This is a genomic window from Micromonospora sp. MA102, assembly GCF_025460765.1.
GTDB classification, from domain to species: Bacteria; Actinomycetota; Actinomycetes; order Mycobacteriales; family Micromonosporaceae; genus Micromonospora; species Micromonospora halotolerans.
On record NZ_JAMWEG010000003.1, the window covers coordinates 203,298 to 230,155 of the forward strand.

At 74.4% G+C, this 26,858-nt stretch carries 27 protein-coding genes; 12 read left to right on the forward strand and 15 right to left on the reverse strand.

The features are described 5' to 3' along the window. Positions 1 to 39 precede the first annotated feature (39 nt). Positions 40 to 681: a TetR/AcrR family transcriptional regulator gene (locus NFX44_RS07475; protein WP_262282768.1), complete on the reverse strand. Its 642-nt coding sequence runs from the start codon at positions 679 to 681 to the stop codon at positions 40 to 42. A 136-nt stretch (positions 682 to 817) separates the two neighbouring features. Here NFX44_RS07475 and NFX44_RS07480 point away from each other — a divergent pair, with 136 nt between their 5' ends. Together NFX44_RS07480 and NFX44_RS07485 are read left to right on the forward strand one after the other, a co-directional pair. Continuing rightward, on the forward strand, positions 818 to 1,555 hold the full coding sequence (locus tag NFX44_RS07480; RefSeq protein ID WP_262282769.1) for an SDR family NAD(P)-dependent oxidoreductase: 738 nt from the start codon (positions 818 to 820) through the stop codon (positions 1,553 to 1,555). Between the two features lie 84 nt (positions 1,556 to 1,639). Beyond that, the gene (locus NFX44_RS07485; protein WP_262282770.1) at positions 1,640 to 2,326 is read left to right on the forward strand and encodes a TMEM175 family protein; all 687 of its coding nucleotides are present in this window, start codon (positions 1,640 to 1,642) and stop codon (positions 2,324 to 2,326) included. A 21-nt stretch (positions 2,327 to 2,347) separates the two neighbouring features. On the opposite strand, the gene NFX44_RS07490 is transcribed toward NFX44_RS07485, so the two are convergent. After that, positions 2,348 to 2,812: a nuclear transport factor 2 family protein gene (locus NFX44_RS07490; protein WP_262282771.1), complete on the reverse strand. Its 465-nt coding sequence runs from the start codon at positions 2,810 to 2,812 to the stop codon at positions 2,348 to 2,350. A gap of 144 nt (positions 2,813 to 2,956) precedes the next feature. Continuing rightward, positions 2,957 to 3,859 carry a LysR family transcriptional regulator gene (locus NFX44_RS07495; RefSeq protein WP_262282772.1) on the reverse strand — a complete coding sequence of 301 codons (903 nt, stop codon included), beginning with the start codon at positions 3,857 to 3,859 and terminating at the stop codon, positions 2,957 to 2,959. Between the two features lie 103 nt (positions 3,860 to 3,962). Between NFX44_RS07495 and NFX44_RS07500 the strand changes: the two genes are divergently transcribed. Next, positions 3,963 to 4,796: an oxidoreductase gene (locus NFX44_RS07500; RefSeq protein WP_262282773.1), complete on the forward strand. Its 834-nt coding sequence runs from the start codon at positions 3,963 to 3,965 to the stop codon at positions 4,794 to 4,796. 71 nt (positions 4,797 to 4,867) lie between these two features. On the opposite strand, the gene NFX44_RS07505 is transcribed toward NFX44_RS07500, so the two are convergent. Continuing rightward, positions 4,868 to 5,332 carry a carboxymuconolactone decarboxylase family protein gene (locus NFX44_RS07505; protein ID WP_262282774.1) on the reverse strand — a complete coding sequence of 155 codons (465 nt, stop codon included), beginning with the start codon at positions 5,330 to 5,332 and terminating at the stop codon, positions 4,868 to 4,870. 143 nt (positions 5,333 to 5,475) lie between these two features. Here NFX44_RS07505 and NFX44_RS07510 point away from each other — a divergent pair, with 143 nt between their 5' ends. Then, positions 5,476 to 6,330 (forward strand): sigma-70 family RNA polymerase sigma factor, encoded by an 855-nt coding sequence (locus NFX44_RS07510; protein ID WP_262282775.1) that lies wholly within the window; start codon positions 5,476 to 5,478, stop codon positions 6,328 to 6,330. Then, entirely contained in the window at positions 6,327 to 6,755 is a 429-nt protein-coding gene (locus NFX44_RS07515) for a helix-turn-helix domain-containing protein (RefSeq protein ID WP_262282776.1), read from the forward strand. The genes NFX44_RS07510 and NFX44_RS07515 overlap by 4 nt, the downstream gene beginning before the upstream one ends. Here the strand turns inward: NFX44_RS07515 and NFX44_RS07520 are convergent. Beyond that, positions 6,724 to 8,607, reverse strand: a complete 1,884-nt coding sequence (locus tag NFX44_RS07520) for a hypothetical protein (RefSeq protein WP_262282777.1) — start codon at positions 8,605 to 8,607, stop codon at positions 6,724 to 6,726. The genes NFX44_RS07515 and NFX44_RS07520 overlap by 32 nt on opposite strands. A 200-nt stretch (positions 8,608 to 8,807) precedes the next feature. On the opposite strand from NFX44_RS07520, the gene NFX44_RS07525 reads away from it, so the two are divergent. Then, on the forward strand, positions 8,808 to 9,227 hold the full coding sequence (locus tag NFX44_RS07525; RefSeq protein ID WP_262282778.1) for a VOC family protein: 420 nt from the start codon (positions 8,808 to 8,810) through the stop codon (positions 9,225 to 9,227). 74 nt (positions 9,228 to 9,301) lie between these two features. Then, positions 9,302 to 9,916: a histidine phosphatase family protein gene (locus NFX44_RS07530; RefSeq protein ID WP_262282779.1), complete on the forward strand. Its 615-nt coding sequence runs from the start codon at positions 9,302 to 9,304 to the stop codon at positions 9,914 to 9,916. Between the two features lie 96 nt (positions 9,917 to 10,012). Here the strand turns inward: NFX44_RS07530 and NFX44_RS07535 are convergent, their stop codons facing one another. Next, positions 10,013 to 10,672, reverse strand: a complete 660-nt coding sequence (locus NFX44_RS07535) for a type 1 glutamine amidotransferase domain-containing protein (RefSeq protein ID WP_262282780.1) — start codon at positions 10,670 to 10,672, stop codon at positions 10,013 to 10,015. Between the two features lie 72 nt (positions 10,673 to 10,744). On the opposite strand from NFX44_RS07535, the gene NFX44_RS07540 reads away from it, so the two are divergent. Continuing rightward, positions 10,745 to 11,629 carry a LysR family transcriptional regulator gene (locus NFX44_RS07540; protein ID WP_262282781.1) on the forward strand — a complete coding sequence of 295 codons (885 nt, stop codon included), beginning with the start codon at positions 10,745 to 10,747 and terminating at the stop codon, positions 11,627 to 11,629. 9 nt (positions 11,630 to 11,638) lie between these two features. Here NFX44_RS07540 and NFX44_RS07545 read toward each other — a convergent pair whose 3' ends face one another. Then, entirely contained in the window at positions 11,639 to 12,091 is a 453-nt protein-coding gene (locus NFX44_RS07545) for a protealysin inhibitor emfourin (RefSeq protein WP_262282782.1), read from the reverse strand. 171 nt (positions 12,092 to 12,262) lie between these two features. On the opposite strand from NFX44_RS07545, the gene NFX44_RS07550 reads away from it, so the two are divergent. Together NFX44_RS07550 and NFX44_RS07555 are read left to right on the forward strand one after the other, a co-directional pair. Continuing rightward, a complete protein-coding gene (locus tag NFX44_RS07550) occupies positions 12,263 to 14,659 on the forward strand; it encodes a M4 family metallopeptidase (protein WP_262282783.1) in 2,397 nt (798 codons plus the stop codon). A gap of 98 nt (positions 14,660 to 14,757) precedes the next feature. After that, the gene (locus NFX44_RS07555; RefSeq protein ID WP_262282784.1) at positions 14,758 to 15,525 is read left to right on the forward strand and encodes an enoyl-CoA hydratase/isomerase family protein; all 768 of its coding nucleotides are present in this window, start codon (positions 14,758 to 14,760) and stop codon (positions 15,523 to 15,525) included. A gap of 85 nt (positions 15,526 to 15,610) precedes the next feature. On the opposite strand, the gene NFX44_RS07560 is transcribed toward NFX44_RS07555, so the two are convergent. The 4 genes from NFX44_RS07560 to NFX44_RS07575 form a co-directional block, all read right to left on the reverse strand. Then, entirely contained in the window at positions 15,611 to 16,051 is a 441-nt protein-coding gene (locus NFX44_RS07560) for an HNH endonuclease (protein WP_262282785.1), read from the reverse strand. Between the two features lie 215 nt (positions 16,052 to 16,266). Continuing rightward, positions 16,267 to 17,409 carry a hypothetical protein gene (locus NFX44_RS07565; protein ID WP_262282786.1) on the reverse strand — a complete coding sequence of 381 codons (1,143 nt, stop codon included), beginning with the start codon at positions 17,407 to 17,409 and terminating at the stop codon, positions 16,267 to 16,269. Positions 17,410 to 17,477: 68 nt separating this feature from the next. Then, entirely contained in the window at positions 17,478 to 19,013 is a 1,536-nt protein-coding gene (locus tag NFX44_RS07570) for an FAD-dependent oxidoreductase (RefSeq protein WP_262282787.1), read from the reverse strand. A 39-nt stretch (positions 19,014 to 19,052) separates the two neighbouring features. Further along, positions 19,053 to 19,544 carry an MSMEG_6728 family protein gene (locus NFX44_RS07575; RefSeq protein WP_262282788.1) on the reverse strand — a complete coding sequence of 164 codons (492 nt, stop codon included), beginning with the start codon at positions 19,542 to 19,544 and terminating at the stop codon, positions 19,053 to 19,055. A 141-nt stretch (positions 19,545 to 19,685) separates the two neighbouring features. Here NFX44_RS07575 and NFX44_RS07580 point away from each other — a divergent pair, with 141 nt between their 5' ends. Beyond that, the gene (locus NFX44_RS07580) at positions 19,686 to 21,416 is read left to right on the forward strand and encodes an NAD-binding protein (protein ID WP_262283163.1); all 1,731 of its coding nucleotides are present in this window, start codon (positions 19,686 to 19,688) and stop codon (positions 21,414 to 21,416) included. Between the two features lie 6 nt (positions 21,417 to 21,422). On the opposite strand, the gene NFX44_RS07585 is transcribed toward NFX44_RS07580, so the two are convergent. Then, a complete protein-coding gene (locus tag NFX44_RS07585; RefSeq protein WP_262282789.1) occupies positions 21,423 to 22,664 on the reverse strand; it encodes an APC family permease in 1,242 nt (413 codons plus the stop codon). 9 nt (positions 22,665 to 22,673) lie between these two features. Continuing rightward, on the reverse strand, positions 22,674 to 23,441 hold the full coding sequence (locus tag NFX44_RS07590; protein ID WP_262282790.1) for a phosphatase PAP2 family protein: 768 nt from the start codon (positions 23,439 to 23,441) through the stop codon (positions 22,674 to 22,676). 111 nt (positions 23,442 to 23,552) lie between these two features. Between NFX44_RS07590 and NFX44_RS07595 the strand changes: the two genes are divergently transcribed. Continuing rightward, entirely contained in the window at positions 23,553 to 24,764 is a 1,212-nt protein-coding gene (locus tag NFX44_RS07595; RefSeq protein ID WP_262282791.1) for a DUF4032 domain-containing protein, read from the forward strand. Positions 24,765 to 24,779: 15 nt separating this feature from the next. Here the strand turns inward: NFX44_RS07595 and nagA are convergent, their stop codons facing one another. Together nagA and NFX44_RS07605 are read right to left on the reverse strand one after the other, a co-directional pair. Next, positions 24,780 to 25,889, reverse strand: a complete 1,110-nt coding sequence (gene nagA / locus NFX44_RS07600) for an N-acetylglucosamine-6-phosphate deacetylase (RefSeq protein WP_262282792.1) — start codon at positions 25,887 to 25,889, stop codon at positions 24,780 to 24,782. Next, complete coding sequence (locus NFX44_RS07605; protein WP_262282793.1) at positions 25,886 to 26,818, reverse strand: ROK family protein; 933 nt, start codon at positions 26,816 to 26,818, stop codon at positions 25,886 to 25,888. The genes nagA and NFX44_RS07605 overlap by 4 nt, the downstream gene beginning before the upstream one ends. Positions 26,819 to 26,858: the final 40 nt, after the last annotated feature.

Here is a 26,858-nt window from a genome sequence, read left to right on the forward strand (position 1 = left end):
GCGAGGAGGCTAGGTCGGCCGACGCAGCCGCGGCGCGGGTCAGCCGGCCTCCGGTGAGTCGTCGAGCGGAAGGCGGCGGGGCGGTTGCTCCGGCAGTGTGCGGGGGTTCGGCACGTGCAACCCGTCGAGGGCCAGTTCGAGGTAGCGGCGCCAGGCCTGCGGCTGTGCGGCGAGCAGGGGTGCCGCCGTCTGGTGGATGCCGCCGAGCAGCAGCACGATGTCCGTCCCCGTGACGTCGTCGCGCACGGCGCCGTGCTCCCGCGCCCGAGCGGTGAGCGCCTCGGCGACCTCGCAGAGCTGGTTGATCGCCTGGCGTACCTCGGGATGTTGCAGTGACGGGCGCCCGACGACCTCGCAGAACGCGCGGTCGGCGGCGAGCGCCTCGACGCCGCTGGTCATGAACTCCCGGAGCGCCAGCGCCGGGTCGTCGGCCTGGAGTAGTCGGTCGGCGGTGCCGGTGAGCCGGTCGAGCAGTTGGAGCATGATCGCCGCGAGCAGGTCGTCCTTCGAGGCGAAGTGCCGGAACACCGTGCCCTTGGCGAGGCCGGCGCGCTGGGCGATCTCGCCCATCGACACCTCCACCCCGCGCTCGGCGAAGGCCTCGGTCGCGGCCCCGAGCAGGAGTCGCCGGTTGCGCACCAGGTCCGCTCGCTGGCCCGCGGCGGCGGTCGTCTCGGTCATGCGCGCCTCCCTCCCTGTGGAGCCTATCACCAACATGACCGGGCGGTCAGGTTAGCTGCTACGGTGAACCTGACCGACCGGTCATCTTTGGGTCCGCCCGGCCGTGGGCCGCGGACCGCAACCTGGGGAGGAACACATGGACAAGCCGCTGGAAGGAAAGGTCGTCCTGGTCACGGGCGCTTCGTCGGGCATCGGTAGGGCCACGGCGCTCGCACTGTCGGGCGCGGGCGCACAGGTCGCCGTCGGCGCCCGGCGGGCCGACCGGCTGCGAGCCCTCACCGGGGACGCGCCCGGCGAGATGCTGGCGCTCGACCTGGACGTCACCGACCCGGAGTCGGTGCGGGGCGCGGTCGCGGCGACGGTGGCGCGCTTCGGAACCCTCGACGTGCTGGTGAACAACGCCGGCGTCATGCTCAACGGTCCGATCCTCGGGGCGGACACCGCGGAGTGGACACGGATGGTCGAGACCAACCTGCTGGGCTCGATGTACGCGGTCCACGCCGCCCTGCCGCACCTGCTCTCGGCGAGGGGCGCGGTGGTGCAGATCTCCTCGACCTCGGGCCGCACGGCATCGGCAGCGAGCGGCGTCTACGCGGCCACCAAGTTCGGCGTCACCGCCTTCGCCGAGGCGCTGCGGCAGGAGGTCACCGCGCAGGGGGTGCGCGTCGTCGTCATCGAGCCCGGATTCGTCGCGACCGAACTGACCAGCCACCTCACCGACCCGACCATGCGGGCCGTGGCGCGGGAGATGGCGGACTCCATGCGGACCCTGCGGGCCGAGGACGTCGCCGCCGCGGTCCGGTACGCGCTCACCCAGCCGGAGCACGTCGCCGTCAACGAGATCCTGATCCGGCCGACCGACCAGACCCGCTGAGCCGGGCCGCGGCGGACCTGCCCGGGGCGGGGACGTTTCGGTGATCGATCCCGCCCACGGTCCCCGCGCTGTTAGCGTGCGGCAGTGTCCGCAGGTCCCGAGGAGGCTCAGCCGGGAGGTGCCGCTCGCCTGGCCGACACCGGTCGGCTGGCGGCGTTCAGCGACGGTGTCTTCGCCATCGTCATCACCCTGCTGGTGCTGGACCTGCGGGTGCCGGAATACCACCAGGGCGAGCTGCTCGCGTCGCTCCTCAGGGAGGGCCCGTCCTACCTGGCGTTCGCGGTGTCGTTCATCTACATCGGCGTCCTCTGGCTCAACCACCACGCGCTGCTGCGGATGGTCCGCGGCACGACCCTCGCCCTCAGCTGGATCAACATCGCCATCCTCTTCGGCGTGGTGATCATCCCGTTTCCGACCGCGGTTCTGGCGTCGGCGCTCGTCGACGGCGACACCGACGACCTCCGGGTCGCCGTCGTCATGTACGCGCTCGCGGCGGCGCTGATGTCGGCGCCCTGGTTGGTGTTCTTCGGCTACCTGCGCCGTCACCCGGCGCTGCGCGCCGGCCACATCGACCAGGCCCACGTTCACGCGCAGGAGGCCCGCCCGATCACCGGCCTTCTTCTCTACGGTCTGGCCGGGCTGCTCGGCTGGATCGTGAACCCGCTGCTGGGGCTGCTCGGCATCATTGTGATGATCATCTATCACGGTGTCACCAGCGAAGGTCTCCGCCCCGGAGCGCTCCGGCGGGTCCGGACCGGTCGCCGGGGCTGACGCCCCGCCGGCCGTCCGGGCCTACGGCGTGGAGGCTCGGCGGTCGATCCAGTCGGTGATGAGCCTGCGTTCGGCGAAGAGCCACCGGCCGTCCTGGCGGACGAAGGTGTCGTGGTACCGGATCGACATGACCATGAGGGTGCGCTGCCCCTCCTCGGTCCAGAGGTGGTGCGCCAGGCAGTACGTCTCTCCGGTGGCGCGGTCCCCGTCGACGGTCACCGTGCGCTGACCGTTGAAGTGGGTCGTCCGGTCGTAGTTCCGCAGCGCACCGAAGGCGTCGGCCAGTTCGTCCCGGCCGTTCAGGACCTGCGTCGGCTCGGTCGTGTCCGGCTCGCCGTCGTACACGGCGACGCGGGCGTCGGCGGTGAAGAGCGCGGCCTGTCCCCGGGCGTCGCGTCGGTCCGCCAGGCGGGCGTAGGCGTCGACCAGTTCGCCGAGTGCCACCCGATCGGCGGCCTGCTCGGGGGAAAGAGTGGGATTACCCATGGTGGTTCCTCGTGCTTCGCGGGACCGTGATCCCGATCCGTATTGACAATGACGATACTGGTCCAGTTCGGGCCGAACCGGCCAACACGGATTACCTGGCACGGCGGCAGTCGCAGCCTGTGGACCGACTGCCGGTGCGGGCACTCAGCCGGTGGCGGTGAGGTCCGTCGTGGCGGCCAGCTCGGTCACCACGTCCGTCACGCGGCGCAGCGCGGGCGAGGAATTGCCGGCCAGCCACACCATCTCGGTGGTGGCGAATTCCCCGGCCAACGGCACGAACACCACACCGGTACGCCGCAGGTTGTGCGCCGACCAGCCGAGCCGGGTGATCCCGACACCGGCCGCGACCAGGCCGAGCAGCCCTTGAACGCTCGCGTCCCGGGCGACGATGTCGGGGGTGAACCCGGCGGCGCGGAAGTTCTCGTCGAACGCCCGGTGCCAGGGTTCCCAGGAGCTGCGCGGAGTCATGACCCACCGTTCGTCCGCCAGCTCGGACAGGGTCAGCTCGGTGCGGTCGGCGTGCGGATGCCCCTCCGGCAGGACGACGCACACCTGTTCGGTGGCGATGGTCCGTGCGGCCAGGCCCGGGACCCGTGGCGGTCGGGTGAACGCGAGGTCGTACCGGCCGCTGAGCACGCCGTCGACCAGTGGGGCGATGGTGGTCTCCTCGGTGACCATCTCCAGGTCGGGGAGGCGTTCCCGGGCGGCCCGGACCACCGGCGGCAGCAGGTGGTTCGCCGTGGTGGCCAGGAACGCCAGGTGGAGCCGGCCCGTCTCGCCGCGGACGGCCCGCCGGACCACGGCGACGGCCTCGTCCGCGCGGTCCAGCACCGCGCGGGCCTCGGGCAGGAACAGCGCCCCGGTGTCGGTGAGTCGGGTGCCCCGGCTGTCCCGGTTGAACAGTTTCGCGCCGAGGATCCGTTCCAGCGCGTTGATCTGCTGGGAGAGCGACTGCTGCGTGATCATCAGGCGGCTGGCCGCCCGGGTGAAGCTCGACTCCTCGGCAACGGCCACGAAGTACCGGAGCTGCCGAAGATCAGGGGTCACAGGCCGAGACTACCGCCGTGGCAGGTAACCGGTGTTGGCCGCGCCAGACCGCCCGCCAGCAGCATTGCTCCTGTTCACGACCCCACGTAACGGGAGCAGGAAGATGCAGGACGACACGCAGGGCCGGGTCTGGTTGATCACCGGCTGTTCCTCCGGCTTCGGCCGGGAACTGGCGCTGGCGGCGGTGGCCGCCGGCGACCGGGTGATGGCCACCGCCCGCCGGCCGGAGACCCTGGCCGACCTGGCGGAGCGGGACGGGATCACCACGACGGCGCTGGACGTCACCGATCCGGCCTCGATCGACGCCGCCGTCCAGGCCACGCTCGCTGCCCACGGCCGGATCGACGTACTGGTGAACAACGCCGGTTCGTTGGTCCTCGGCGCGGTGGAGGAGGTCACCATGGCGGAGCTGCGCCAGCAGATGGAGGTGGTCTTCTTCGGTGCGGCCGCGGTCACCAAGGCCGTCGTACCGCTGATGCGCGAGCGGGGCAGCGGGACCATCGTGCAGATGAGCTCGCTGGGCGGGCAGAAGACGTACCCGGGGTTCGGGGCGTACCACGCCGCCAAGTGGGCCCTCGAAGGCATGTCCGAGACGCTGGCGTCCGAGCTGGCGCCGCTGGGCGTACGGGTGCTGATCGTGGAACCGGGCGCGTTCCGTACCGAGTTCAACAACAACAAGTACGTCACCGCGCAGACGGCGGCGTACCAGGACACGGCCGGGGCGACCCGCCGCTTCACCCACGAGTTGTCCGGCGCGGAGCCGAACGACCCGGCGACGGGCGCGGCGGCGATCCTGACCGTGCTGAACAGTGACCGCCCGCCGTTGCGGCTCCTGCTCGGCAATGACGCGGTGGACGGGCTGCGCGAGCACCACGAGGCGCTGCTCACCGAACTGGCCGCCTGGGAGGAGACCAGCCGGTCGACGGCGGTCGCCTGACCGCTGTCCGCGGATGCGCGGCTCCGGCCCGGGGCGGAGGTGCGCACACCCCGCCCCGGGCCGGTCGCCGGTCAGCCCCAGTTCTGCGGGGCCGGCTGCCGGGTGGTGGCGTTGATCCGGTTGAAGAAGTTGGTGGTGGCGATCCAGAGCACCAGCGCCGCCAGCTCCTTCTCCCCGAAGTGCCGGGCCGCCTCGTCCCACACCGGGTCCGGCACCGGGTCGCTCCGGTCGGCGAGCCGGGTCGCGTGCTCGGCCAGGGCGAGCGCGGCCCGCTCGGCGTCGGTGAAGTACGGCGTCTCCCGCCAGACGGCCACCGCGAAGAGCCGCTCCTCGGTCTCGCCGTTCTTGCGGGCGTTGCGCGCCCCGGAGTCCACGCAGGCGCTGCACCCGTTGATCTGGCTGGCCCGCAGGTGGACCAGCTCCAGGGTGGTGGCCGGCACGCCGGCCGAGTGCGCGGCCTTGTAGAGCAGGTTGACCGCCTTCACGGCGTCGGGGAGGAGAGCGGCCGGGTTCTGGATGCGAGCGTCGAGAGACATGTTCATTCGTCCTGTCCTGTTACGCTGGCCGGCGTTTCGCCGCGCGGCCGCTGTCGTCGTCCGTCATCTGGTTGTCGAGGGCCGGACCGGCGACGTGACAGATGTGACCGCGGTCACCCGGGGCCGTGGGGGATGGCGAGGCCGTGAGCGACACCGACCTGTTGGTCCGCAGCTTCGAGGAGCAGCGCCCGCGCCTGCGCGCGGTGGCCCAGCGCATGCTCGGCTCGGCCGCCGAGGCCGACGACGCCGTGCAGGACACCTGGCTCCGGCTGAGCCGCGCCGATGTCGACGCCATCGACAACCTGCCCGGCTGGCTGACCACCACGGTCGGCCGGGTCTGCCTCGACCGGCTGCGCTCGGCCAGCGTCCGGCACGAGGAGGCCGCCGACGAGGCGGGTGAGGCGGCCGGCGGGCGGGACCCGGAGCAGGAGGCGCTGCTCGCCGAGTCGGTCGGCCAGGCGCTGGAGGTCGTGCTGACCACCCTCGGCCCCACCGAGCGGCTGGTGTTCGTGCTGCACGACATGTTTGCCGTCTCGTTCGAGGAGATCGCGCCGGTGGTGGACCGCAGCACCCAGGCGGTGCGGCAGATCGCCAGCCGGGCCCGCCGCCGGGTGCAGGCCCGCTCGGCCGACCCGGTCGTCGACCCCGCCCGCCAGCGCCGGGTGGTCGAGGCGTTCCTCGCCGCCTCCCGGGACGGCCGCTTCGACGACCTGGTCACCCTCCTCGACCCGTACGTGGTGATGCGCGGCGACGCCGCCGCGGTGCGGATGGGCGGTATCGCCGAGACGCGCGGCTCCTCGGCGGTCGCCGGCTTCTTCAACGGCCGGGCCCAGGCCGCCGTCCCCGCGTTGGTGGACGGGCTGCCCGGTGCCGTGATCGTCGTGGACGGGCGGGTCCGCCTCGCGGTCAGCTTCACGGTCACGGACCGGATCATCGGCATCGAGTCGGTGGCCGACCCCGACCAGCTCCGCGCACTCGACCTGGTGGTGGGGGGATGAGCCGGGCCGTCGAGGAGTCGAACCGGGCGATGCTGCGCGCCCGGGACGCCATGGACCGGGCGTACGCGGAGCCGCTCGACGTGCCGGCGCTGGCCCGGATCGCGCACGTCTCGCCGGCGCACTTCATCCGCACCTTCCGGGCCACCTTCGGCGAGACCCCGCACCGCTACCTGCAGCGGCGGCGCGTCGAGCGCGCCATGTACCTGCTGGTGCAGACGGACCAGCCGGTCACCGAGATCTGCCACCTGGTCGGCTTCGGCAGCCTCGGCACGTTCAGCCGGACGTTCCACGACATCGTCGGCGAGTCACCGTCGACCTACCGGCGCCGCCGGGCCGCCGGGGTGGCCGTGCCGAGCTGCTTCACCAAGGCGTGGATGCGGCCGAGCCCCGCGGTCACCGCCCGCGAACGCGACGCCGCACGCTGACCCAGAGGCGGTCGCCGAGCCGGGTCCGCCGGATCCAGCGCAGCGCGCCCAACCGGCCCTTCGCGGGGGTACGCGGGCGCGGCGGTGCGGTGAGGCGGGCGTAGGTGGCGCCGGTCGACGGGCGGGTGGTGCCCGGTTCGAGCCGCTCCGAGGCCACCGCCAGGGCGGTGAACTGCTGGAGGACGCGCGGGTCGGGCCCGCCGCCCCGGACCGCCTTGCGCAGCGCCTGTTTCACGGCGGGACGGCGCATGAGCCCGGTGAGCGGCCCGTGCGCGGTGTCCAGCAGGTCGGCGACCGTGCTGACGCCGTCGCCCTCCCAGACCCGGGGGGCGGTGGACGGCCCGGTGGCGGCGCTCACGAAGGGCACCTCCGCCCACTCCGGCACCAGCCGGGCGATCAGCGCGGTGTGCAGCAGCCGCTCCCGCTTCTGGGCCACGCTGAGGGCGAAGGTCGTGGCGACGAAGCCCGGCGCCAGGAACGGGGTCACCATCCCGGTGAGGTAGGCCGAGGTGCACCACCGGCGCATCCGCTCGACCAGGTAGAGGTAGTCGATCAGGTGCTCGTCACGCAGGCCGAGGCCGCGGGCGTGGGTCAGCACGGCCCCGACCCGCTCCCGTTCGGCGGCCAGCGCCTCGGGTGCCGCGGCGGCGCGCGGCACACCGGCCAGCAGGCGGGTCATGCCCGCCTGCTCGGGGGTGGGGTACGGGTCGGCGTCGGCCGCCGGGTACCAGTAGCCGACCGCGAGCTCGCCGGCCGCGCCGGTGAGGCTCGCCGCGCGGGTCGTCTCCGGCAGGTGGGCGCGCGCCGGCGGACGGGCCAGGTAGGTGGACGGGAACTGGTAATCGTGGAGGTCGGCGAGGCGCCGGGCCCGGTCGCGCAGGCCGGTGCCGAGCACGCTCGCCGGCGCGGCACCGGCCACCGAGCGGTGGTCCAGGTGCAGCCCCCGCTTGTCCCGCACGAGCTGGACCAGGCGGCGGGCCACCTCGCCCTCCGCCCGGGTGTCGTCGTTGGTGACCAGCCGGGGCGCGCGACCGGCGGCGATCAGCGTGGCGGCGATGAGCCGCGAGTCCTTGCCGCCGGAGAGGCCGAGCGTGATCTCGGCGTCGTGCAGCGGGTGCAGGCTGGCCGCCGCCCGGGTCAGGGCCTCGGCCGCCCGGTCCAGCCGCTCGTCCACCGGCCGGCCCTGCTCCGCGTGCCCGCCGCACACCACGTCGTCGGTGGCGTACCGCAGCTCGGTGTCGAGGCGCCAGCCGCCCTCGGCCCGGCGGCGGCCGGTGACCCGCTCACCGGGGCGGAGCAGCCGGGTGCCGGCGAGCGGCGAGAGGTCGCCGCCGAAGTGCCCGCAGAGGGTGTACGACGTCCAGCCGGCCACGTCCGGCCGGGCCTGCCCGTGCAGGAACGCGGCCAGCAGGCCGGGGCGGGTGCACCAGGCGGTCACCCCGTCGGCGGCGCCGGTGAACACGCGGGCCATGCCGAGCCAGTCCTGTTGCAGGGCGAACGCGTCCCGGTCCAGCGCCAGGAGCGCGAACGGCGGCACCACCTCGCGGTGCACGTCCTCGCCGCCGAGCAGCCGCCGGGCCACGGCGGCCGGGCCGGCCGCCGCGTCGAGCCCCACCGGGATCCCCAGCGACACGGCGGTGACGGCGCCCTCGGTGGCGACGGTCGGCCATCGGTACGCGCCCGGGTCGGCCGGGTGCCGGACCAGCACCCCCCAGTCGGGGCCGCCGAACTCGTGGTGTCGCCAGCTGTCGGGCACCACCTCGGCGGCGGCGCGCGTGAACCGGCCCACGTGGGCGGCCCGCACGGGCTCCGGCAGCGGAGCGGCGGCGAACCAGGCGAGCGTCACGTGCATCTGCGATCCTTCGGAGTCGCCGGACGAGCAGCTGCGTGACCCGCAAGCTAGCAGTTGATCACGCTAAGTGGTGTCCCCTGGGGACAAACGACGCAGCAAGGGCCTCGTCGCTGTCGGCCCCGCTCCGGCAGGGTGATCGCGGGTGAACCGGTCACTTTTGGATAAGCAGCAGGTCAGCGGGCTGCTCTAGCGTTTCGGGCATGACGATGACCTCGATTTCCCGCTCCCAGATCTACGTCCTCGACCAGGACGAGGCGCTCGACTTCTACGTCGGCAAGCTCGGCCTCGAGGTGAACACCGACCAGGACCTCGGCTTCATGCGATGGCTCACGGTCAACGTGCCCGGCGACCCGGAGCACGAGATCCTGCTGGAGAAGCCCGGTCCGCCGGCCCTCGACCCGGCGACCGCCGAGCGGGTCCGCGAGCTGCTGACCAAGGGCGCGATGAGCGGCTGGCTCTGCCTCACCACCGACGACGCGCGCAAGGCGTACGAGGACCTGGTGGCCAAGGGCGTGGACATCACCGATGAGCCGACCGAGCGGCCGTACGGGATCGACTTCGGGATCCGCGACCCGTTCGGCAACCGGATCCGCATCGGACAGATGCACCCCCGCGCCTGACCAGCGGACCCCCCCCCCCCCGGGTCGGGAGTCGGCGGCTATTCTCGCCTCTCCCGACCCTGGAGGTGACCCGAGTGCCCAGCCGACTGCTCTACCTGGTCCGGCACGCCGAGCAGGATCAGACGGGGGAGGAGGAGGCGGACACCGGCCTGTCGGCGCGTGGCCGGCGGCAGGCGACGCTGCTGGGCGAGCGCCTGCGGGGCACCGACTTCGCCGCGGTCCACCACGGACCGTCCCGCCGCGCCGCGGAGACCGCCGCGCTGGTCGCCGCCGCGCTGCCGGGCGTCCCGGTGTGCGAGGACGACCGCGCCGGGGACCACATGCCGCACGACACCGATCCGGCCGGCCAGCCCGAGCCGTACGCGAACTTCCTGGCGGGGTTCACCGAGCGGGACCGACTCGACGGACCGCGCGTGACGGCGGAGGCCGTCTCCCGTTTCGCGACCGCGCCCGCCGAGGGCGACGTACGCGAATTGATCATCACGCACAACTTCCTGGTCGCCTGGCTGGTCCGGCACGCCCTGGAGGCCCCGGAGCGCCGGTGGATCGGCCTGAACCACCAGAACGCCGGCCTGACCGTGATCCGCTACACCCCCGCCGCCCCGCCCACGCTGATCGCCCTCAACGACGTCGCCCACCTCCCCCCGGACCTCCGCGCCACCGGCCTCCCCCCGGCCTACCACCTCTGAACCCCGGCCACCTCACCGGCGATCATGAGGTTGACGGCGTCGAGTCGGACATCCCGCACCGCCAACCTCATGATCGCCGAGCCGGGGCGGCCGGGGTCAGGCCGCGAGCAGGTTGACGACCGCCTGGGCCAGGGCGCGGGCGGACTGGGGGTTCTGGCCGGTGACCAGCCGGCCGTCCACCACCACCTGCTCGGTGAAGTTCGGCGCCGGGACGTGCTGGGCGCCGGCCTCGGTCAGCTTGTCGGCGAGCAGGAACGGAACCTCCCCGGTGAGGCCGACCGCCGCCTCCTCGTCGTTGGTGAAGCCGGCCACCCGCTTGCCGGCGACGAGGTGGGAGCCGTCGGAGAGCTTCAGGTTCACCAGCGCCGACGGTCCGTGGCAGACGGCGGCCACCACGCCGCCGCGCTCGTAGATCGAGCGGGCGATCCGGGCCAGGTCCGGGTCGTCGGGGAAGTCCCACATGGTGCCGTGGCCGCCGGCGAAGAGGATCACGTCGTACCCGCTCGGGTCGACGTCGGCGGCCTTCGGGGTGTCCGTCACCCCGGCCGTGGCGAGGAAGTCGTTCTGGGTCCGGTCGTTCTCGTCCCGGCCGTCGAGCGGCGGCTGTCCACCGGCCACCGAGACGAGGTCGACCTGGTGGCCCGCGGCCCGGAACACCTCCCACGGTTCCGCGGCCTCGCCCACGTAGAAGCCGGTCCGGCGGCCGGTCCGGCCGAGCTCGGAGTGACTGGTCAGCGCGATGAGTACACGAGTCATGCCGACCATGCTGGCGCGCGGATCCATAGCTGACCAATAGGTGAAACCGGAGCCGGCGATAGGTTTTCTGATGTGAAGGCATCCCTGGACCTGCTCCGCAGCTTCCTCGCCGTGCACCGATCGGGGTCGATCACCGGCGCGGCTGAGCTGCTCGGCCTGGCCCAGCCCACGGTGACCGCCCAACTGCGCGCGCTGGAGGAGGCGGTCGGGCGGCCGCTCTTCGAGCGGCTGCCCCGGGGCGTCACCCCGACCGCCGCCGGGAACGAGCTGGCCCGCCGGGTCGCCGATCCGGTGGACCGGCTCACCGCGGTGCTGGCCGAGGATGCGACCACGGCGTACCCGCGGACCGTGTTCCTCGGCGGGCCGGCCGAGTTCCTCGCCGAGCGGGTGCTGCCGGCGCTGGCCGGTCCCGTCGCCGGCGGCCTGGAACTGCGGGTCTCGGCCGGGCTGCCGGAGCAGTTGCTGGACGACCTGGTGGCCGGGCGGCTCGACCTGGCGGTGACCAGCGTGCGTCCGCGCCGTCGGGGGGTGGCCGGCGAACCGCTCTACGACGAGGAGTTCGTGCTGGTGGCGGCGCCGGCCTGGGCCGGGCGGCTGGCTGACCCGGTGACCGCCGCGGCGCTGCGCGACGTGCCGCTGGTGGCGTACGGCGAGGAGGCCCCGATCCTGCGCCGGTACTGGCGGACCGTCTTCGACACCCGGCTCACCCGGACGCCCAGCCTGGTCGTGGCCGACCTGCGGGCGGTCCGGGCGGCGGTGGTGGCCGGTGCCGGGGTGAGCGTGCTGCCGACGTACCTCTGCCGGGGTGAGCTGGCCTCCGGCGCGTTGCGGGCGCTGCTCGCGCCGCCGGTGCCCCCGCTCAACACGCTCTTCCTGGCGGCCCGGCCGGGCGTGATCGGGCGGCGGGAGGTGCAGGCGGTTCGCCGGACGCTGCTGGCGGCGGCGGCCGGCTGGTGACGACCGGGTTCAGCCGGTGGCGCGGGTGAGCAGGTCGACCAGGGCCGCGGTGGCGGGCGGCGGGGTGGCCTGCGGTGGGCAGTCCACGTACCCGGTGGTGGTCGGGCCGACGGTGAGCCGGTAGCTGAACGCGTCCGCGCACATGGTGGCCGGGACGGTGGCGGCGGCCTCGGCGGCCAGCCGCGAGTCGGTGGCGAGCTGACGCAGGCGGTCGAGGTCGGCGTCGCTGAGCCGGCCGGTGCGGGAGGCGCCGGCCCGGTCGACCCGGGTCCACCGGCCGTCGGGCTGCACCGTGACGGTGTCGTCGAGCCCGACGATGCCGCCGGACTTCGTCAGCACCACCGGCGCGGCGGTGGCCGGCGCCGGGCCGTCGGACGCGGGCGCCCCGCCGTCCCGGGCGCAGCCGGCGAGCGGGGTGAGAAGCGCGGCGAGGAGGGTCGCCGCGACGGGGATGGCTCTCATGCCGATCGGACGCACGGCGGGGCCACCCGGTTCCGACACGCTCCGTCGCATCGTCCGAACGGTCAGTGTCTCCGGCAGGAAAGCGCTCGCACCCTTTCACGTTCTTCGATGTATCGCTATATCTACATCAGTGACTACCCCCGTCACAACTTCCCCCCTTCAGGAGGGCCCGTGAAAAGATCTCTCGCCGCCGTCAGCGCAGCGCTGCTCACCAGCGGCGTGCTGACCTGCGTCACCACCACGGCGTACGCGGCACCCCCGAGCGCACCGTCCCCCGAGTCCGCCGCAGCCCGGGCGGAGACCCTGCTCCGCGCCAACCCCGGTGCCGTCCAGGGCGCCGCCGGGGAGGCGTACCAGGCCGTCCGCACGAAGGTGGACGCCTCCGGGGCCACCCACACCCGCTACGCCCGGACCTACCACGGCCTGCGCGTCTACGGCGGGGATTTCGTCGTCCACACCGCCCCGAACGGGACGCTGGCCGGGACGTCGGTCGGCCTGGCCGCGCCGCTCACGCTGGGCACCACCGCCAAGGTGGGCGTGGCCGCGGCCAAGGCCAGCGCGCGCAAGGCGTTCTCCGGCTCGCTCACCTCGGTGGGCACACCGGAGCTCTTCGTCGACGCCAGCTCCGGCCGGGGCCGGCTGGCCTGGGAGACCGTCGCCACCGGCTGGCAGGCGGACAAGCAGACGCCGTCCAGGCTGCACGTCGTCACGGACGCGACCACCGGCAAGGTGATCGGCTCCTACGACGAGATCGAGAAGGTGGTCGGCAGCGGCCAGGGCATCTACACCGGCACGGTCAGCATCGACACGACGCTCTCCGGCAGCACCTACCAGATGGTGGACCCGGCGCACGGCAACGGCCGCACCTGCGACATGAACAACAGCACCGGCGGCACCTGCACCACCTTCACCGACCCGGACAACAACTGGGGCAACGGCACCAACTCGAACCGGCAGTCCGCCGGCGTCGACGCCCACTTCGGCGCCGCGAAGACCTTCGACTACTTCAAGAACACGCATGGCCGCAACGGCATCTTCGGCAACGGCACGGGCGTGCCGAGCCGGGTGCACTACGGCAGCAACTACGTCAACGCCTTCTGGGACGGCGCCCAGATGACCTACGGCGACGGCTCGGGCAACTCCCGCCCGCTGGTCTCGCTCGACGTCGCGGGCCACGAGATGAGCCACGGCGTCACCGAGGCGCTCTCCGGCCTGGTCTACTCCGGCGAGTCCGGCGGCCTCAACGAGGCCACCAGCGACATCTTCGGCAACATGGTGGAGTTCTACGCCGCCGCGCCGAGCGACCCGGGTGACTACCAGGTCGGCGAGAAGATCAACATCAACGGCAACGGCACGCCGCTGCGCTACATGTACAACCCGTCGCTGGACGGCTCGTCCGACTCCTGCTGGTCGACCAGCACGAAGAACAAGGACGTCCACTACTCCTCCGGCGTGGCCAACCACTTCTACTTCAACCTCGCCGAGGGCACCGGCTCGACCGCGTACGGCACGTCGCCGGTCTGCGGCTCGGCGCCGGCGGTGACCGGCATCGGCCGCGCCAAGGCCGAGAAGATCTGGTACCGGGCGCTCGACGTGTACTTCACCTCGAACACCTCGTACGTCAACAACACCACCCCGTCGAACACCGCCCGGGCCTACACCCTCAAGGCGGCGACCGACCTGTACGGCAACTGCTCCACCGAGTACAAGACCGTCCAGGCGGCGTGGACCGCGGTGAACGTGGCGGGCAACGACGCGCCCTGCGGCTCCACCGGCAACGACTTCTCCGTCGCGCTCTCCCCGACCTCCGGCTCGGTGACCGCGGGCGGTTCGATCTCCACCACCGTCGCCACGACCACCACGAGCGGGACCGCGCAGACCGTGACGTTCTCCGCCTCGGGCCTGCCGACCGGCGCCACCGCGTCGTTCAGCCCGTCCTCGGTGACCTCGGGCGGCTCGTCCACGCTCACCATCGCCACCTCGGCGAGCACCCCGGCCGGCACCTACTCGGTGACCGTCACGGGCGCCGGCTCGGTGAACCACTCGGCGACCTACACGCTGACCGTGAACGGCACCGGCGGCGGCTGCACCGGCGCCGGCCAGAAGCTCGGCAACCCGGGCTTCGAGTCCGGCAACACGGGCTGGTCGACCACCTCCGGCGTCATCGGCCAGTACGGCTCCAGCGGCCAGCCGCCGCGTACCGGCACCTGGAACGCCTGGCTGGACGGCTACGGCAGCACCCACACCGACACGCTGGCCCAGTCGGTGAGCCTGCCCAGCGGCTGCACCTCGTACAACTTCACCTTCTGGCTGCACATCGACTCGGCCGAGAGCACCACGAGCGTCCAGTACGACAAGCTGACCGTGCAGGTGCTCAACTCGTCCGGCGGCGTGCTCGCCACCCTGGCCACCTACTCGAACCTGAACAAGGCCACCGGCTACAGCCAGAAGTCCTTCTCCCTGGCCTCGTACGCCGGCCAGACCGTCACCCTGAAGTTCACCGGCACCGAGGACTCCTCGCTCCAGACCTCGTTCGTCGTGGACGACACCGCGGTCAACGTCTCCTGACCTGACCGCCCGACCCCGGGCCCGGCGGCCACCCACACGGGTGGTCGCCGGGCCCGCCCGTTACGGTCGCCGGAGAACCGGCGGCGCGAGGGGGAGACATGTCGGACGCGGAGCTGACCGTCACGGTGAGCGGACCGGTGGCCACCGTGGTGATCCCGAACCCGGCCCGCCGCAACGCCCTGACGCCGGCCATGTGGCGGCAGCTCCCGGTGCTGCTCGACGGCCTGGAGGCGGACCCGGCGGTGCGCGCGCTGGTGCTCACCGGCGCGGGCGGCACGTTCTGCGCCGGCGCCGACCTGGGCGACCTGGACGAGCTGCTGGAGGCGGGGGACGGCAGCATCGCGGTGGCCGCCGAGGAGCGGCTGGCCGCGTTCGGCCGGCCCACCGTGGCCGCCATCGAGGGGGCCTGTGTGGGCGGCGGCTGCCAGCTCGCCGTCGCCTGCGACCTGCGCCTCGCCGCGGCGGACGCCCGGTTCGGCGTACCCCCGGCGCGGCTGGGACTGGTCTATCCCGCGCCGACCACCCGGCGGCTCGCCCGGCTGGTCGGGCCGTCCGCGGCCAAGCACCTGCTGTTCACCAGCGAGCTGGTCGACGCCGAGCGGGCGCTGCGGATCGGGCTGGTCGACGAGGTGCTGCCGGCCGACGGGCTCGCGGGGCGGGTGGCGGCGCTGACCGCCACCATCGCCGAGCGCTCCCGGCTCACCGTGGCGGCGGCCAAGGAGATCGTCGACGGCCGCGCCGAAGACGATCGCATCGCCTGGTGGCACGCGCAGGTGCGGGAGAGCGGCGAGGCCCGCGAGGGGATCGCGGCGGTCAACGGCCGCCGGTCGCCGCGCTTCGGCTGGACCCCGCCGGCCGCCGGCTGACCGTCACCCCGTCACCCGTGGGACCGGCGGGCGCCGCGCCGGAGGCGTACCTCCGACGCGACCCCCTGTGCCCGCCGGCCGTCCGTCACCGCGCCAGCGAGGCCCAGCTCGGCGTCACCGGCTCCCGCCGCAGCGGCATGCCCGCCTCGGCCGGGGTCCGGTCGCCCTTGCGCTGGTTGCACCCGTAGCAGGCGGCGGTGGTGTTCCCCCAGGTGTTCCGGCCACCGCGCGAGCGGGGCAGGATGTGGTCGACGGTGCTGGCCGGGCCGTCGCAGTAGGCGCACCGCCGGCCGTCGCGGCGCAGCACCCCGCCCCGGGACCAGGCCGGGCCGGCGCTGAACCGCCAGCGGGTCACCACGTACCGGACGAGGCGCACCACCCGCGGCATCGGGAAGACGCCGATCACCTGGTCCGGCTCGGCCTCGTGGATCTCGGCGACCCGCCGGCAGAGCATCCGGATCGCGTGCTGGACGGTGACCCGGTGCAGCGGGCCGAGGTCGGCGTTGATGACGCGGACGGCGTCCACCGGGCTCTCCCTTCACGATCGGTGGTACGGCAGCAAAAAGCCGCCCGGTCCGTGGCGGACGGGCGGCGACGACGGGGACGCGCGGGCGCGTCAGTCGGGCCACCCGACCGGGGGACCTTCGGCTCGGCAGCCGTCGCTGAGCAGCCACGACGGCATCGTGGTGGCGTGTCGCAGCGACATCGACGGCTCCCGGAGCGGTGGTTGACCTTGCGCGCTCACGGTAGATCCACGCCGGAAAGGCGGGCAACGTATTTCGATCCGCCGTCGGACGGGGGCCGCTGCCGGCCGGCCCGCCCGGCCGCCCGCGCCGCGGCGAGGGGCCGGCCGACCCGGGCGGCCATCTGCACCACCAGCTCGCTCTCCAGCAGCGGCCCGTTCACCTCGGCGGCCACCGAGAGCGCCGGCGTGGAGACCGACCGCCAGATCGCGGTGAGGCCGGCGCCCAGGCCGACCAGGGCCACCGCCGCCCGGGTGGTGGGGGAGCCGGCCGCCGCGGCGGCGCTCACCCCGACCACCGCGAGCAGCACCAGCAGCAGGGGTACGAGCACCGGCCAGAAGATGCCCCGGGCCGCCTGCACCACCAGCCTGCGGTCCCGGATGATGAGGTTCCGGGCCACCACGGCCCAGTTCTCCTCGTCCAGCAGGTCGCGCGGGTGCAGGCCGCCGGTGAGCACGCCCCGCCACAGCTCACCCTGGTTGCGCAGCTCGCGGGCCAGCTCCGCGAGCCCGGCCTCGCCCGGATCGCCGACCGCGGCCCGGGTGACCGCCGCCGCCCAGGCGGCCAGCGAGTGACGCACAACCGCCGCCGAGTACGGGGGCAGCACGGTGGCCAGCTCGTCCAGCCACCGGCTGATCTGGATCTGCCGCCCGCCGAACCGTCCGACCAGCTGGTCGGCGTCGCCGTGGCGCACCGTGTCGGCGAGCGACCGGCCGAGCCGGTACGCCAGCCCCACCCGGTGGTTGGTCGCCATCGTCCAGCGCAGCACGTCCACGTTCAGCTCGTCGAGGGCGAGCAGCAGCGGCTCCCGGTCCGCCCCGGTGGCGGCCCGGGCGGCGGCGGTGGCGGGCAGTGGCCGACCCGGCGCGGTGAGCGCGGCGATCTGGGCGAGCGCCACCTCCACCCCGTCGAGGTTCATCCGGAGCCGGAGCCGCCCCGGCATCTCGGTGACGTTGGAGAGCTTCGGCGGGGCGGTCGCCGGCCGGTCCGCGCCGTCGACCAGGTCGGCGGTCTGCGCGTGGTGGTACGTGTCCGCCATCGACCAGCCCAGCCGCAGCGCCGTGACGACGCACGCCCGCTCGTCGCGGAGCAGCCCGTACGCGTCGTCCCGCTCGCCGTCCACCCGCAGCGCGGTGCTCACCCTCCCGACCTCCCGTGCCGTCGGAGTCAGCCGAGCCTAGTGCAGCTTTTGGCAGCTTATGACCGGTTTCAGGTTCGGCGCCGGCCGGCCAGCAGGCCGCGCGGGCGGACCGAGTGGACCGGCTCGGCCGCCGCCCCCTCCGCCCGCAGGATGTGGTTGGCGGCCACGATCCCGGTGGCCGCCGATCGCTCCATGAGCGCGCTCGGGAAGTCGGTCCGGATCCCGTCGCCAGCCAGATAGAGGCCGGCCGCGTCGGTGCACACCCCCGGCCGTCGCGCGTGGCTGCCCGGGCTGAACGCGGGGGCCTGCGCCTCGACCCGGGCGCGCAGCTCGCGCACCCGCAGCCCGGCGGCCTCCGGCCACAGCGCGGTCAACTCGGCCCGCATCCGCTCGGCCAGCTCCTCGGCCGGCACGTCCGGCTCGCAGGCGTACGCGTGCAGCTCGACCACCGCGCCGCCGGTCCGCCGCGCCCAGCGCCGCGGCTCGTCCTCCAGCCGGTGGTAGAGGGTCACCGAGTCCAGGGTGGGCTGCCGGGACACCCCGCTGAACACCGCCCGGTCCGGGCGCACGTCGCCGTCCATCCAGTAGCGCGCCACCGCGTACGGGGGGCCGGGCCGGCCGAACGCGGGCATCCGCGCCACCAGCTCGGGCGCCGCCGCGAGCAGCCCGGGCGAGGCGGCGACCAGCGCGGCGAGCGCGGGCGGGTCGACGGCCAGCACCACGTGCCCGGCCTCGTGCGCGTCGCCGCCGGCGGTGGTCACCCGCCAGCCGTCCGGCGTCCGGTCCAGCCGCGCGGCGGCCGTGCCGGTGCGTACGCGGGCGCCGCGCTGCTCGACGTGCCGGGTGAGCGGCTCCCAGATCGCTGTCGCATAGTCCCGGTCCGGGCAGTCGAAGGCCAGCCCCTCCGGGTTGCCGAGCAGGTAGAAGTGGAACTGGGCGATCATCTCGGCGGCCGACATCTCCGCCTCGTGGTTGAAGAACGAGTGCGAGAAGACCTCGAAGAGCATGGCCCGGGCCCGGTCCGGCAGCCGCAGCGAGACGAGCAGGTCGTCGGCGGTCCGGGTGTCGAACTCGGCGTACGTGCGCACCGGGTCGTAGGTGAGCAGCGGCAGCGCGGCGTCGCGGTCCATCGCCCGCAGGTCGGCCAGGCGCAGGCTCGGGCTGCGCAGCAGCAGGGCGAGCAGGTTGGCCGGCGGCGCGGGCGGCAGCTTGCCGAACTCCTCGGTCGGCCACTGTGCGGAGAGGATCGGGTAGCCCGGCACCGGCCTGAGGAAGCCCAGGGCGGGGTCGGCGCGGCGCAGGATGTTCCGCCAGTTCCAGTACTGCCGGAAGAAGGCGTGGAAGCCGTGCTCGTTGCGCTGGGCGCCGTCCGGCAGCTCCTCCGGCCAGGCGCCGAGCCGGCCGCCCAGGTGCGGCGCCGCCTCCAGCACGGTCACCTCGACGCCGCGCTCGGCCAGCACCACCGCCGCCGACATGCCGGCGATGCCGCCGCCGACCACCACGGCCCGCACCGGCCGGGGCACGCGCGGGGCGCCACCGCCGCCGGGGTCCACCAGGTGCCGTCGTACGCCGATGAGCCGACCGACCACCCGCGACAGTGCCATGCGCGCCTCCGACCCGACGGGAGCCCCCAGTCTGCCGGCTCACGCCGTCGGCGGCAGCAGACAGCGGCGCGACCGGTCCGAGGCGGGCCAGACGTACTCCAGGTCGGGCGGGACGTCGCCGAACTGCGGACCGTAGTGCGCCGGGTCCTTGCGCAGCAGCGACGACCGGTGGCTGAGGTGCAGGTCCTCCCGGCCCAGCCAGGGCGGCAGTTCGCCGGCCTCGGCCAGCTCGGGCTGGGTGCGGATGAGCGCGATGCCGCAGGCGGTGGCGAGGTCGGTGGCCATGGTGGCCGCGCAGGTGTCCGCCCGGCCCGGCTCGCACCACACGGCGCACATGTCCAGGCCGTACCGGGTCAGCGCCTCCTCGTACCCGGCCCACATCTTCACCGCCGGGTGGTTGCGCCAGCCGTAGTCCGGCCGGGTCAGCCCGCGCAGCACCTGGATGGTCTCCACCCGCTGCTTGCCCAGCCGCTTCTGGTCCAGCGTCCGGGCGCTGGCCAGGAAGTCCGGATACGGCAGGAACGTCTGCATGCCGGTGCTCTACCCGTACTGGCGGGCGGCATGCGTTCATGATCGAGGGGGCTGCGCGCGCTGCGAGCGACTGACTACGATCCGGGCATGGCCGAGCCCCTCCGCGACCGCGCGCGCCGGGCGACCGGGTGGCGGCTCAAGATGAACGGCGACGCCCGTCCGCACTACGTGGTCTGCGGCTCGGACCCGCTGGCCTACTGGGTGGTCCGGTCGCTGCTCGCCACCGACCCACCCGCCGGCCGGGTCCGGGTGACCCTGGTCGTGCCCGAGCGCCGCCGCTCCGACGGGCCGGACGGTCGGGACATCCCCGGCGTCCAGGTCGTCCGGGCCGACCGGCTCGACGAGGCCACCTTCCGTCGGGCCGGGCTGGCCGGGGCGGACGGGCTGGCCCTGCTGCACCAGGACGACGTGGGCAACATGCACGCCGCGCTCTGCGCCCAGGAGGTCGAGCCCCGGCTGCGCCTGGTGGTCCGGATGTTCAACACCAGCCTGGCCAACGGCGTGCGGCAGCTCTTCCCCGACTCGGCGGTGCTCTCCGACGCGTCGATCTCCGCCCCGGCGTTCGTGGCCGCTGCCCTCGGTGAGCTGGCCCCCACCCACTTCCGGCACGCCGGCCGCACCCTCTACGTGGCCCGCCGCGCCGACGTACGCCCGCAGGACGTGGTCAGCGGGCTGGCCGTCACCGGCGACCCGGAGCTGGTCCGGGTGCTGCCCGCCGACGAGGACTCCGCCGACGTGGTGCTGGCCGAGGCGACCGGCCGGCCGCCCGGCACCGAGCTGGCCGCCCGCCGGCTGGTCCGGGCCCGCCGCCGCCGGCAGCCGGCCGTGGTGCTGCTCCGCGCGCTCCGCAGCTTCGCCACCCGCAAGATCGGCCTGGCCGTGCTGGTGCTGCTGGCGGTGATCGCCGTCCTCGGCTGGCTCAACGCCCGGGCGGCCGACGTGACCTGGTCCGAGGCGCTCTACCTGACGCTGGTCACCACCCTCAGCGGGCAGGACCCGGACGTCAACAAGCCGCTGGCCGCCCAGATCATGCAGGTGGTGCTCAACCTGGCCGGGCTGGCGCTGATCCCGCTGATCACGGCCGCCGTGGTCGACGGCATCGTCAACGCCCGGCTCGCCCTGCACGCCGGCCGGATCCAGCCCGACCGCTCCGGGCACGTGGTGGTGGTCGGGCTGGGCAACATCGGCACCCGGGTGATGGCCCAGCTGCAGGACTTCGGCGTCGAGGTGGTGGCCATCGACAAGAACCCGGAGGCGCGCGGCGCGCCGCTGGCGCACCGGCTCGGCGTGCCGCTGATCGTCGGGGACGCCGGCCAGGAGGAGACCCTGCGCGCCGCCTCCGTCGACACCAGTCAGGCGCTCGTGGTCGTGTCCACCGACGACGGGGTCAACCTCCGCGCCGCGCTCAACGCCCGCTCCCTCGACCCCGAGCTGCGGGTGGTGCTGCGCCTCTTCGACGGCGACTTCGCCGAGCGGATCCAGCAGGCGTTCGGCATCGGCATCTCGCGCAGCGTGTCGTACCTGGCCGCTCCGGCGTTCGCGGCGGCCATGCTGGACCGCGCGGTGATCGCCACCATCCCGGTCGACCGGCATGCGCTGCTGGTCACCGAGGTGCCGGTGGTCGCCAACTCGCCGCTCGACGGCCGGCCGCTCGCCGCGGTGGCCCGCCCCGGCGAGGTGCGCCTGCTGGCGCACACCCGGGCCGGGCAGAAGACGGAGTGGTCGACCGACCCGCGGATGGTGATCCACGCGGGCGACCGGCTGACCGTGGTGGCCCGGCGGGCCGGGCTGACCGCGCTGCTCCGGGAGACCACCCCGGTGCCGCCGCCCGCGCCGGCGGGCGCGCCGGCCGCCCGCCAGCCGGACGACTGACCGGATTCAGGCCGCGCGGGTGGCGTGGCGGAGGGCGTACCAGGCGGCGCCGAGGGCGAGCACGCCGAAGCCGGCGAGGGTGCTGGCGGGCGGCAGGTTGACCGCGAGCAGCAGGCAGCCGACCAGCCCCAGCGCGGCGAGCAGCTGCACCGGCAGCTTCCGGGCCGGGTCCCGGCCCAGGGTGAGCGCCGAGGCGTTGGCGATCGCGTAGTAGACCAGCACCGTGCAGCTGGAGAAGCCGATCGCGCCCCGCACGTCGGCCAGGGCCACCACGACGATCACCACGGCGGCCACCGCCAGCTCGGCGCGGTGCGGCACCCGGTACCTCGGGTGCACGGCGGCGAGCACGCCCGGCAGGTCCCGGCGGCGGGCCATCGCCAGCGTGGTCCGGCCGACCCCGGCGAGCAGGGAGAGCAGCACCCCGGTCACCGCCACGGTGGCGCCGGCCCGGACCAGCCAGGCCAGGCCGGGCAGCCCGGCGGCGGTCACCACCTCGGCCAGCGGCGCGGCGGAGGCGGCCAGCCGCTGCTGGCCCAGCACCCCGAGGGCCACCACGGCCAGCACCAGGTAGACGGCCAGCACCACGCCGAGCGCCAGCGGCACCGCGCGCGGGATGGTGTGTTCCGGGTCGCGGACCTCCTCGCCGAGGGTGGCGATCCGGGCGTACCCGGCGAAGGCGAAGAAGAGCAGGCCGGCGGCCGTGAGCACGCCCCGGACGCCGAGGTCGGCGAAACCGGCCAGCCGGTCGGGCGCGACGTGCGGCGCGCCGGTCACCGCCACCACGGCGAGGACGGTGAGGACCACGCCGACCAGCACCCGGGTGGCCGTCGCGGTCTTGCCCACCCCGAGCAGGTTCACGGCGGTCACCGCCACCACCGCGAGGACCGCCACGAGCCGCGCCCGCTCCGGCCAGAGGTACGCCCCGATGGTCAACGCCATGGCCGCGCAGCTCGCCGTCTTGCCGATCACGAAACCCCAGCCGGCGAGGAACCCGGCGAACGGGTGCAGCCGCTCCCGGCCGTAGACGTAGGTGCCGCCGGACTCCGGGTAGCGGGCGGCGAGCCGGGCCGAGCTGGTCGCGTTGCAGAAGGCGATGAGGCCCGCGAGGGCCAGCGCGGCCAGCAGGCCGGCGCCCCCGGCCGCCGCGGCGGCGGGGGCGAAGACCACGAAGACGCCCGCCCCGAGCATCGAACCCAGCCCGATGACGACCGCGTCGCGTACGCCCAGCCGGCGCGCCAGTTCAGCCACGATCGCAGGCTAGGCGGTGGAGGTGAACGGCCGGTCCCGATTGCGCAGCGGGCCGGGCAACGGCAGGTCGTCCCAGGGCACCCGGCGCAGCAGCCGGTCCAGCAGCAGGCCGAGCATCAGACCGGCGACCGAGTCGGTCAGCCAGTGCCAGCCCAGGTAGATGGTGGTGCAGAAGACCACCAGCGGCGGCACCACCCGGACCACGGTGACCAGCCGGGGCGGGACGGTCCGGCCGAAGGTGCGCAGCAGCGGGGCCAGGAGCAGGGCGAGCACGCCGTACCAGACGATCGCGTTGGCCACGTGCCCGGACGGGTAGGACTGGGCGAAGCGCACCGGCAGGTCCTGCTGGAACAGCGGCAGGGTCTGGTCGGGCGCCAGGAACGGCTCCTTCACGCTGGCGCTCGGCGCGGGCCGCGCGGTCCACACCTTCAACGGCCCGATGGTCAGGTAGGTGAGCACGAACGCGGTCACCGGCGGCAGCACCGGGCGGACCGAGCGGAGCCGGACCGCCAGGAGCACGCCCAGCCCGGCCGCGAGCAGGGTCAGCGGGGTGCCCTGGCCGAGCAGGTTGAGCCCCATGGCGGCCCACCGGGCGGCGGTCGGCCGGTGCGCGGCGGACCAGTCGGCGACGGCCCGGTCGAGCCCGAAGAGGTGCCCCTCGGCCAGCGCCACGGTGAGCGCCACCAGGGCGGCGAGCAGCAGCGCGTCCCACCACCAGCCGGCCGGCCGGACCGGCCGGAGGCGCGGCTGCCGGCGTACCCCGGTTGTCTCCCGCACGCGACCACGCTACCGGTCGCCCGCGGCGCCGGACCGGCGCGGGCATCGGCGGCTGTGGGCCCAACCACGAAGGGAAGCGCTGCCCGGGGGTCAGCGGTCACACTTGTCCCCGTGCGGATCACCTCGGCCCTCGTCGACCCGGCGCTGCTCGACCTTCCCTGGTCGACCCCGCTGGAGGAGTGGCCTGCCGAACACCTGGTGGCGCTTCCCCAGGGCATCTCGCGCCACATCGTGCGCTTCGTCCGGCTCGGCGGCTACGTCTACGCGGTCAAGGAGACCGGCGAGCGGGTCGCCGAACGGGAGTACGACCTGCTCCGGGCGCTGGAGCGGATCGACTTCCCGTCGGTCGAGGCGATCGCGATCGTGGCCGACCGGCAGACCGACGACGGCGAGCCGCTCGACCCGGTGCTGATCACCCGGCACCTCCAGTTCTCCCTGCCCTACCGGGCGCTGTTCTCCCGCACGCTGCGGCCGGAGACCATGAACCGGCTGCTCGACGCGCTGGCGGTGCTGCTGGTCCGGATGCACCTGACCGGTTTCTTCTGGGGCGACTGCTCGCTGTCCAACACGCTGTTCCGGCGGGACGCGGGCGCCTTCGCCGCCTACCTGGTCGACGCGGAGACCGGCGCGCTGCACCCCTCGCTCTCCAACGGGCAGCGCGGCGAGGACCTGGAGATCGCCCGGGTCAACATCTTCGGCGAGGCGCTGGACCTCCAGGCCGCCGGCCTGCTGCACGAGTCGATCGACCCGGAGGAGGTCTGCGAGCAGGTCGTGCAGCGCTACGAGCGGCTCTGGCACGAGATCACCTACGAGCAGCAGATCGAGCGGGAGGCCCGGCACGACATCGAGGGCCGGATCCGCCGCCTCAACGAACTGGGCTTCGACGTCGCCGAGGTGGCCATGTCGACCGTCGACAACGGGCGCTACCTGGTCCGGCCCAAGGTCGTCGACGCCGGCTACCACACCCGGCGGCTGCTCCGGCTGACCGGCCTGGACGCCGAGGAGAACCAGGCCCGCAAGCTCCTCAACGACCTGGACGCGTACCGGGTGGAGAGCGACCTGACCGACGAGCAGCAGGCCGCGCACCGCTGGCTCACCGAGGTGTTCGAGCCGGTGGTCCGTGCGGTACCCGCGCACCTGCGCCGCAAGCTGGAGCCGCAGGAGCTGTTCGCCCAGATCATCGAGCACAAGTGGCTGCTCTCCGAGCGGGCCGGCCGGGACGTCGGGATGCGCCAGGCCGTGCAGTCCTACCTGGCCGACGTGCTGGTGCACCGCCCGGACGAGCAGGCGGTGCTCGGCGTCGAGGTGCCCGCCGCGGGCTGAGCGCAGCCCGCCGCGTCACTCCACCCAGGCGCCGGCGCGCATCACCCGTACCACGTTGAGGTCGTCGTCGAGGACGACCAGGTCGGCCCGGAGGCCGGTCTGGAGCGCGCCCACCCGGTCGCCCAGCCCGATGGCCCGGGCCGGCGTGGTGGCGACCATCCGGCAGGCGTCCGGCAGGGCGATCCCCGCGTCGACGGCGTGCCGCAGCGCGGCGTCCATGGTCAGCGTGCTGCCGGCGATCGCGCCGTCCCGGCTGAGCCGGGCCACCCCGTCGGCCACCGTGACGGCCTGGCCGCCCAGCTCGTACTCGCCGTCGGGCATGCCGGCGGCGGCCATCGCGTCGGTGATCAGGGCGGCCCGCTCCGGGCCGGCCACCGAGGTGGCGAAGCCGAGCATGCCGTCGTGCAGGTGCACCCCGTCGGCGACCAGCTCGCACACCACGTTCGGGGCGTCCAGCAGGGCCACCACCGGGCCGGGCTCGCGGTGGTGCACCGGGCGCATCCCGTTGAACAGGTGGGTGCCGACGCTCGCGCCGGCCGCCACGGCCGCCCGGGTCTGCTCCCAGGTGGCGTCGGTGTGCCCCACGGCCGCCACCACGCCCCGCCCGACCAGCAGCTTGATCGCCTCCAGCGCGCCGTCGCGCTCGGGGGCCAGGGTGACCATCCGGACCGCCCCGCCGCCCAGCTCGATCAGCTCGGCCAGCTCCTCGGTGGACGGGTCGCGGAGGAACTCCGGGTTCTGCGCCCCGCACCGGGCCGCGGACAGGTATGGGCCCTCGAAGTGGACGCCGGCCAGCACCCCGGACTCGACGAGCGGCCGGTAGGCGGCGGTGGCGTCGCGCATCAGCGGGAACGGGGAGCTGACCAGGCTGGCCAGCAGCGTGGTGGTGCCGTGCCCGAGGTGGAAGTCGGCGGCCTGCCGGGCCGACTCCGCGTCGCCCGTGGTGAAGGTGTGCCCGCCCCCGCCGTGGGTGTGCATGTCCACGAAGCCCGGCACGATCCAGTGCCCGTCGCGCACCGTCGGGTACTCGGCGACGGCCCGGATCCGGTCGCCGGCGATCTCCACGCAACCCTGCCGGAGCACGCCGTTCGGGGTCACCACCTTGCCGGTCACGCGCAGGGTCATCGGCTCTCCTTCGCCAGGGTGTCCAGGGCCAGCAGGGCGGCGCCGAGGCAGCCGGCCTCGTCGCCGAGCGCCGCCGCGACCAGGCGCGGCTCGCGGTGGAAGGTAAGGCGTTCGCGCAACGCCGTGCGCAGCGGGTCGAACAGTCTGGGGCCGGCCTGGGCCAGCCCGCCGCCGATCACGATGGTCGCCACGTCGAAGAGCGCCTGGCCGGTGGCCAGGCCGTCGGCGAGCGCCTCGACCGCCTCCCGCCAGACCCGGCCGGCCAGCGGTTCACCCGCCGCCGCCCGGTCGGCCACCTCGGCGGCGGTGGCCAGGGTGCCGGCCAGCTCGGCGTACCGGCGGCCGATCGCCGAGGCCGACGACACCGCCTCCAGGCAGCCGGGGCGGCCGCAGCCGCAGCGCGGGCCGTCGGGGCGTACCAGGATGTGGCCGATCTCCCCGGCGGCGCCGTGCGCGCCGACGGCGGCCGACCCGTCGACCACGTGGGCGGCGGCGATGCCGGTGCCGATGGCGACGAAGAGCACGTGGCCGGCGTCCCGCCCGGCACCGAGGCGCGCCTCGGCCAGGCCGCCCACCCGCACGTCGTGGCCGAGCGCCGTGGGCAGGCCGAGCCGCGTCCGCGCCAGCTCCCGCAGGGGTACGTCCCGGAAGCCCACATTCGCCGACCAGACCGCCACCCCGCGGACCTCGTCGACCACGCCGGGCACGGCGATGCCGCACGCCACCGGGATGAGGCCGTCGGCGCGGGCCTTGCCGGCGAGCCCCTCGGCCACGTCGAGGATCGTGCCGACCACCGCCTCCGGGCCGCGCGCCGCGTCGGTGGCGTGCCGTTCGGCGTGCGCGGTCGTGCCGTCCGCACGGACCAGGGCGCACTTCATTCCGGTGCCGCCCACGTCGAGCGCGACGACGACCTCGCCGCCTGGGGTCACCGTTTCTCCTGTGTTCGCGACTGCGGGGCTCGCAAACCCG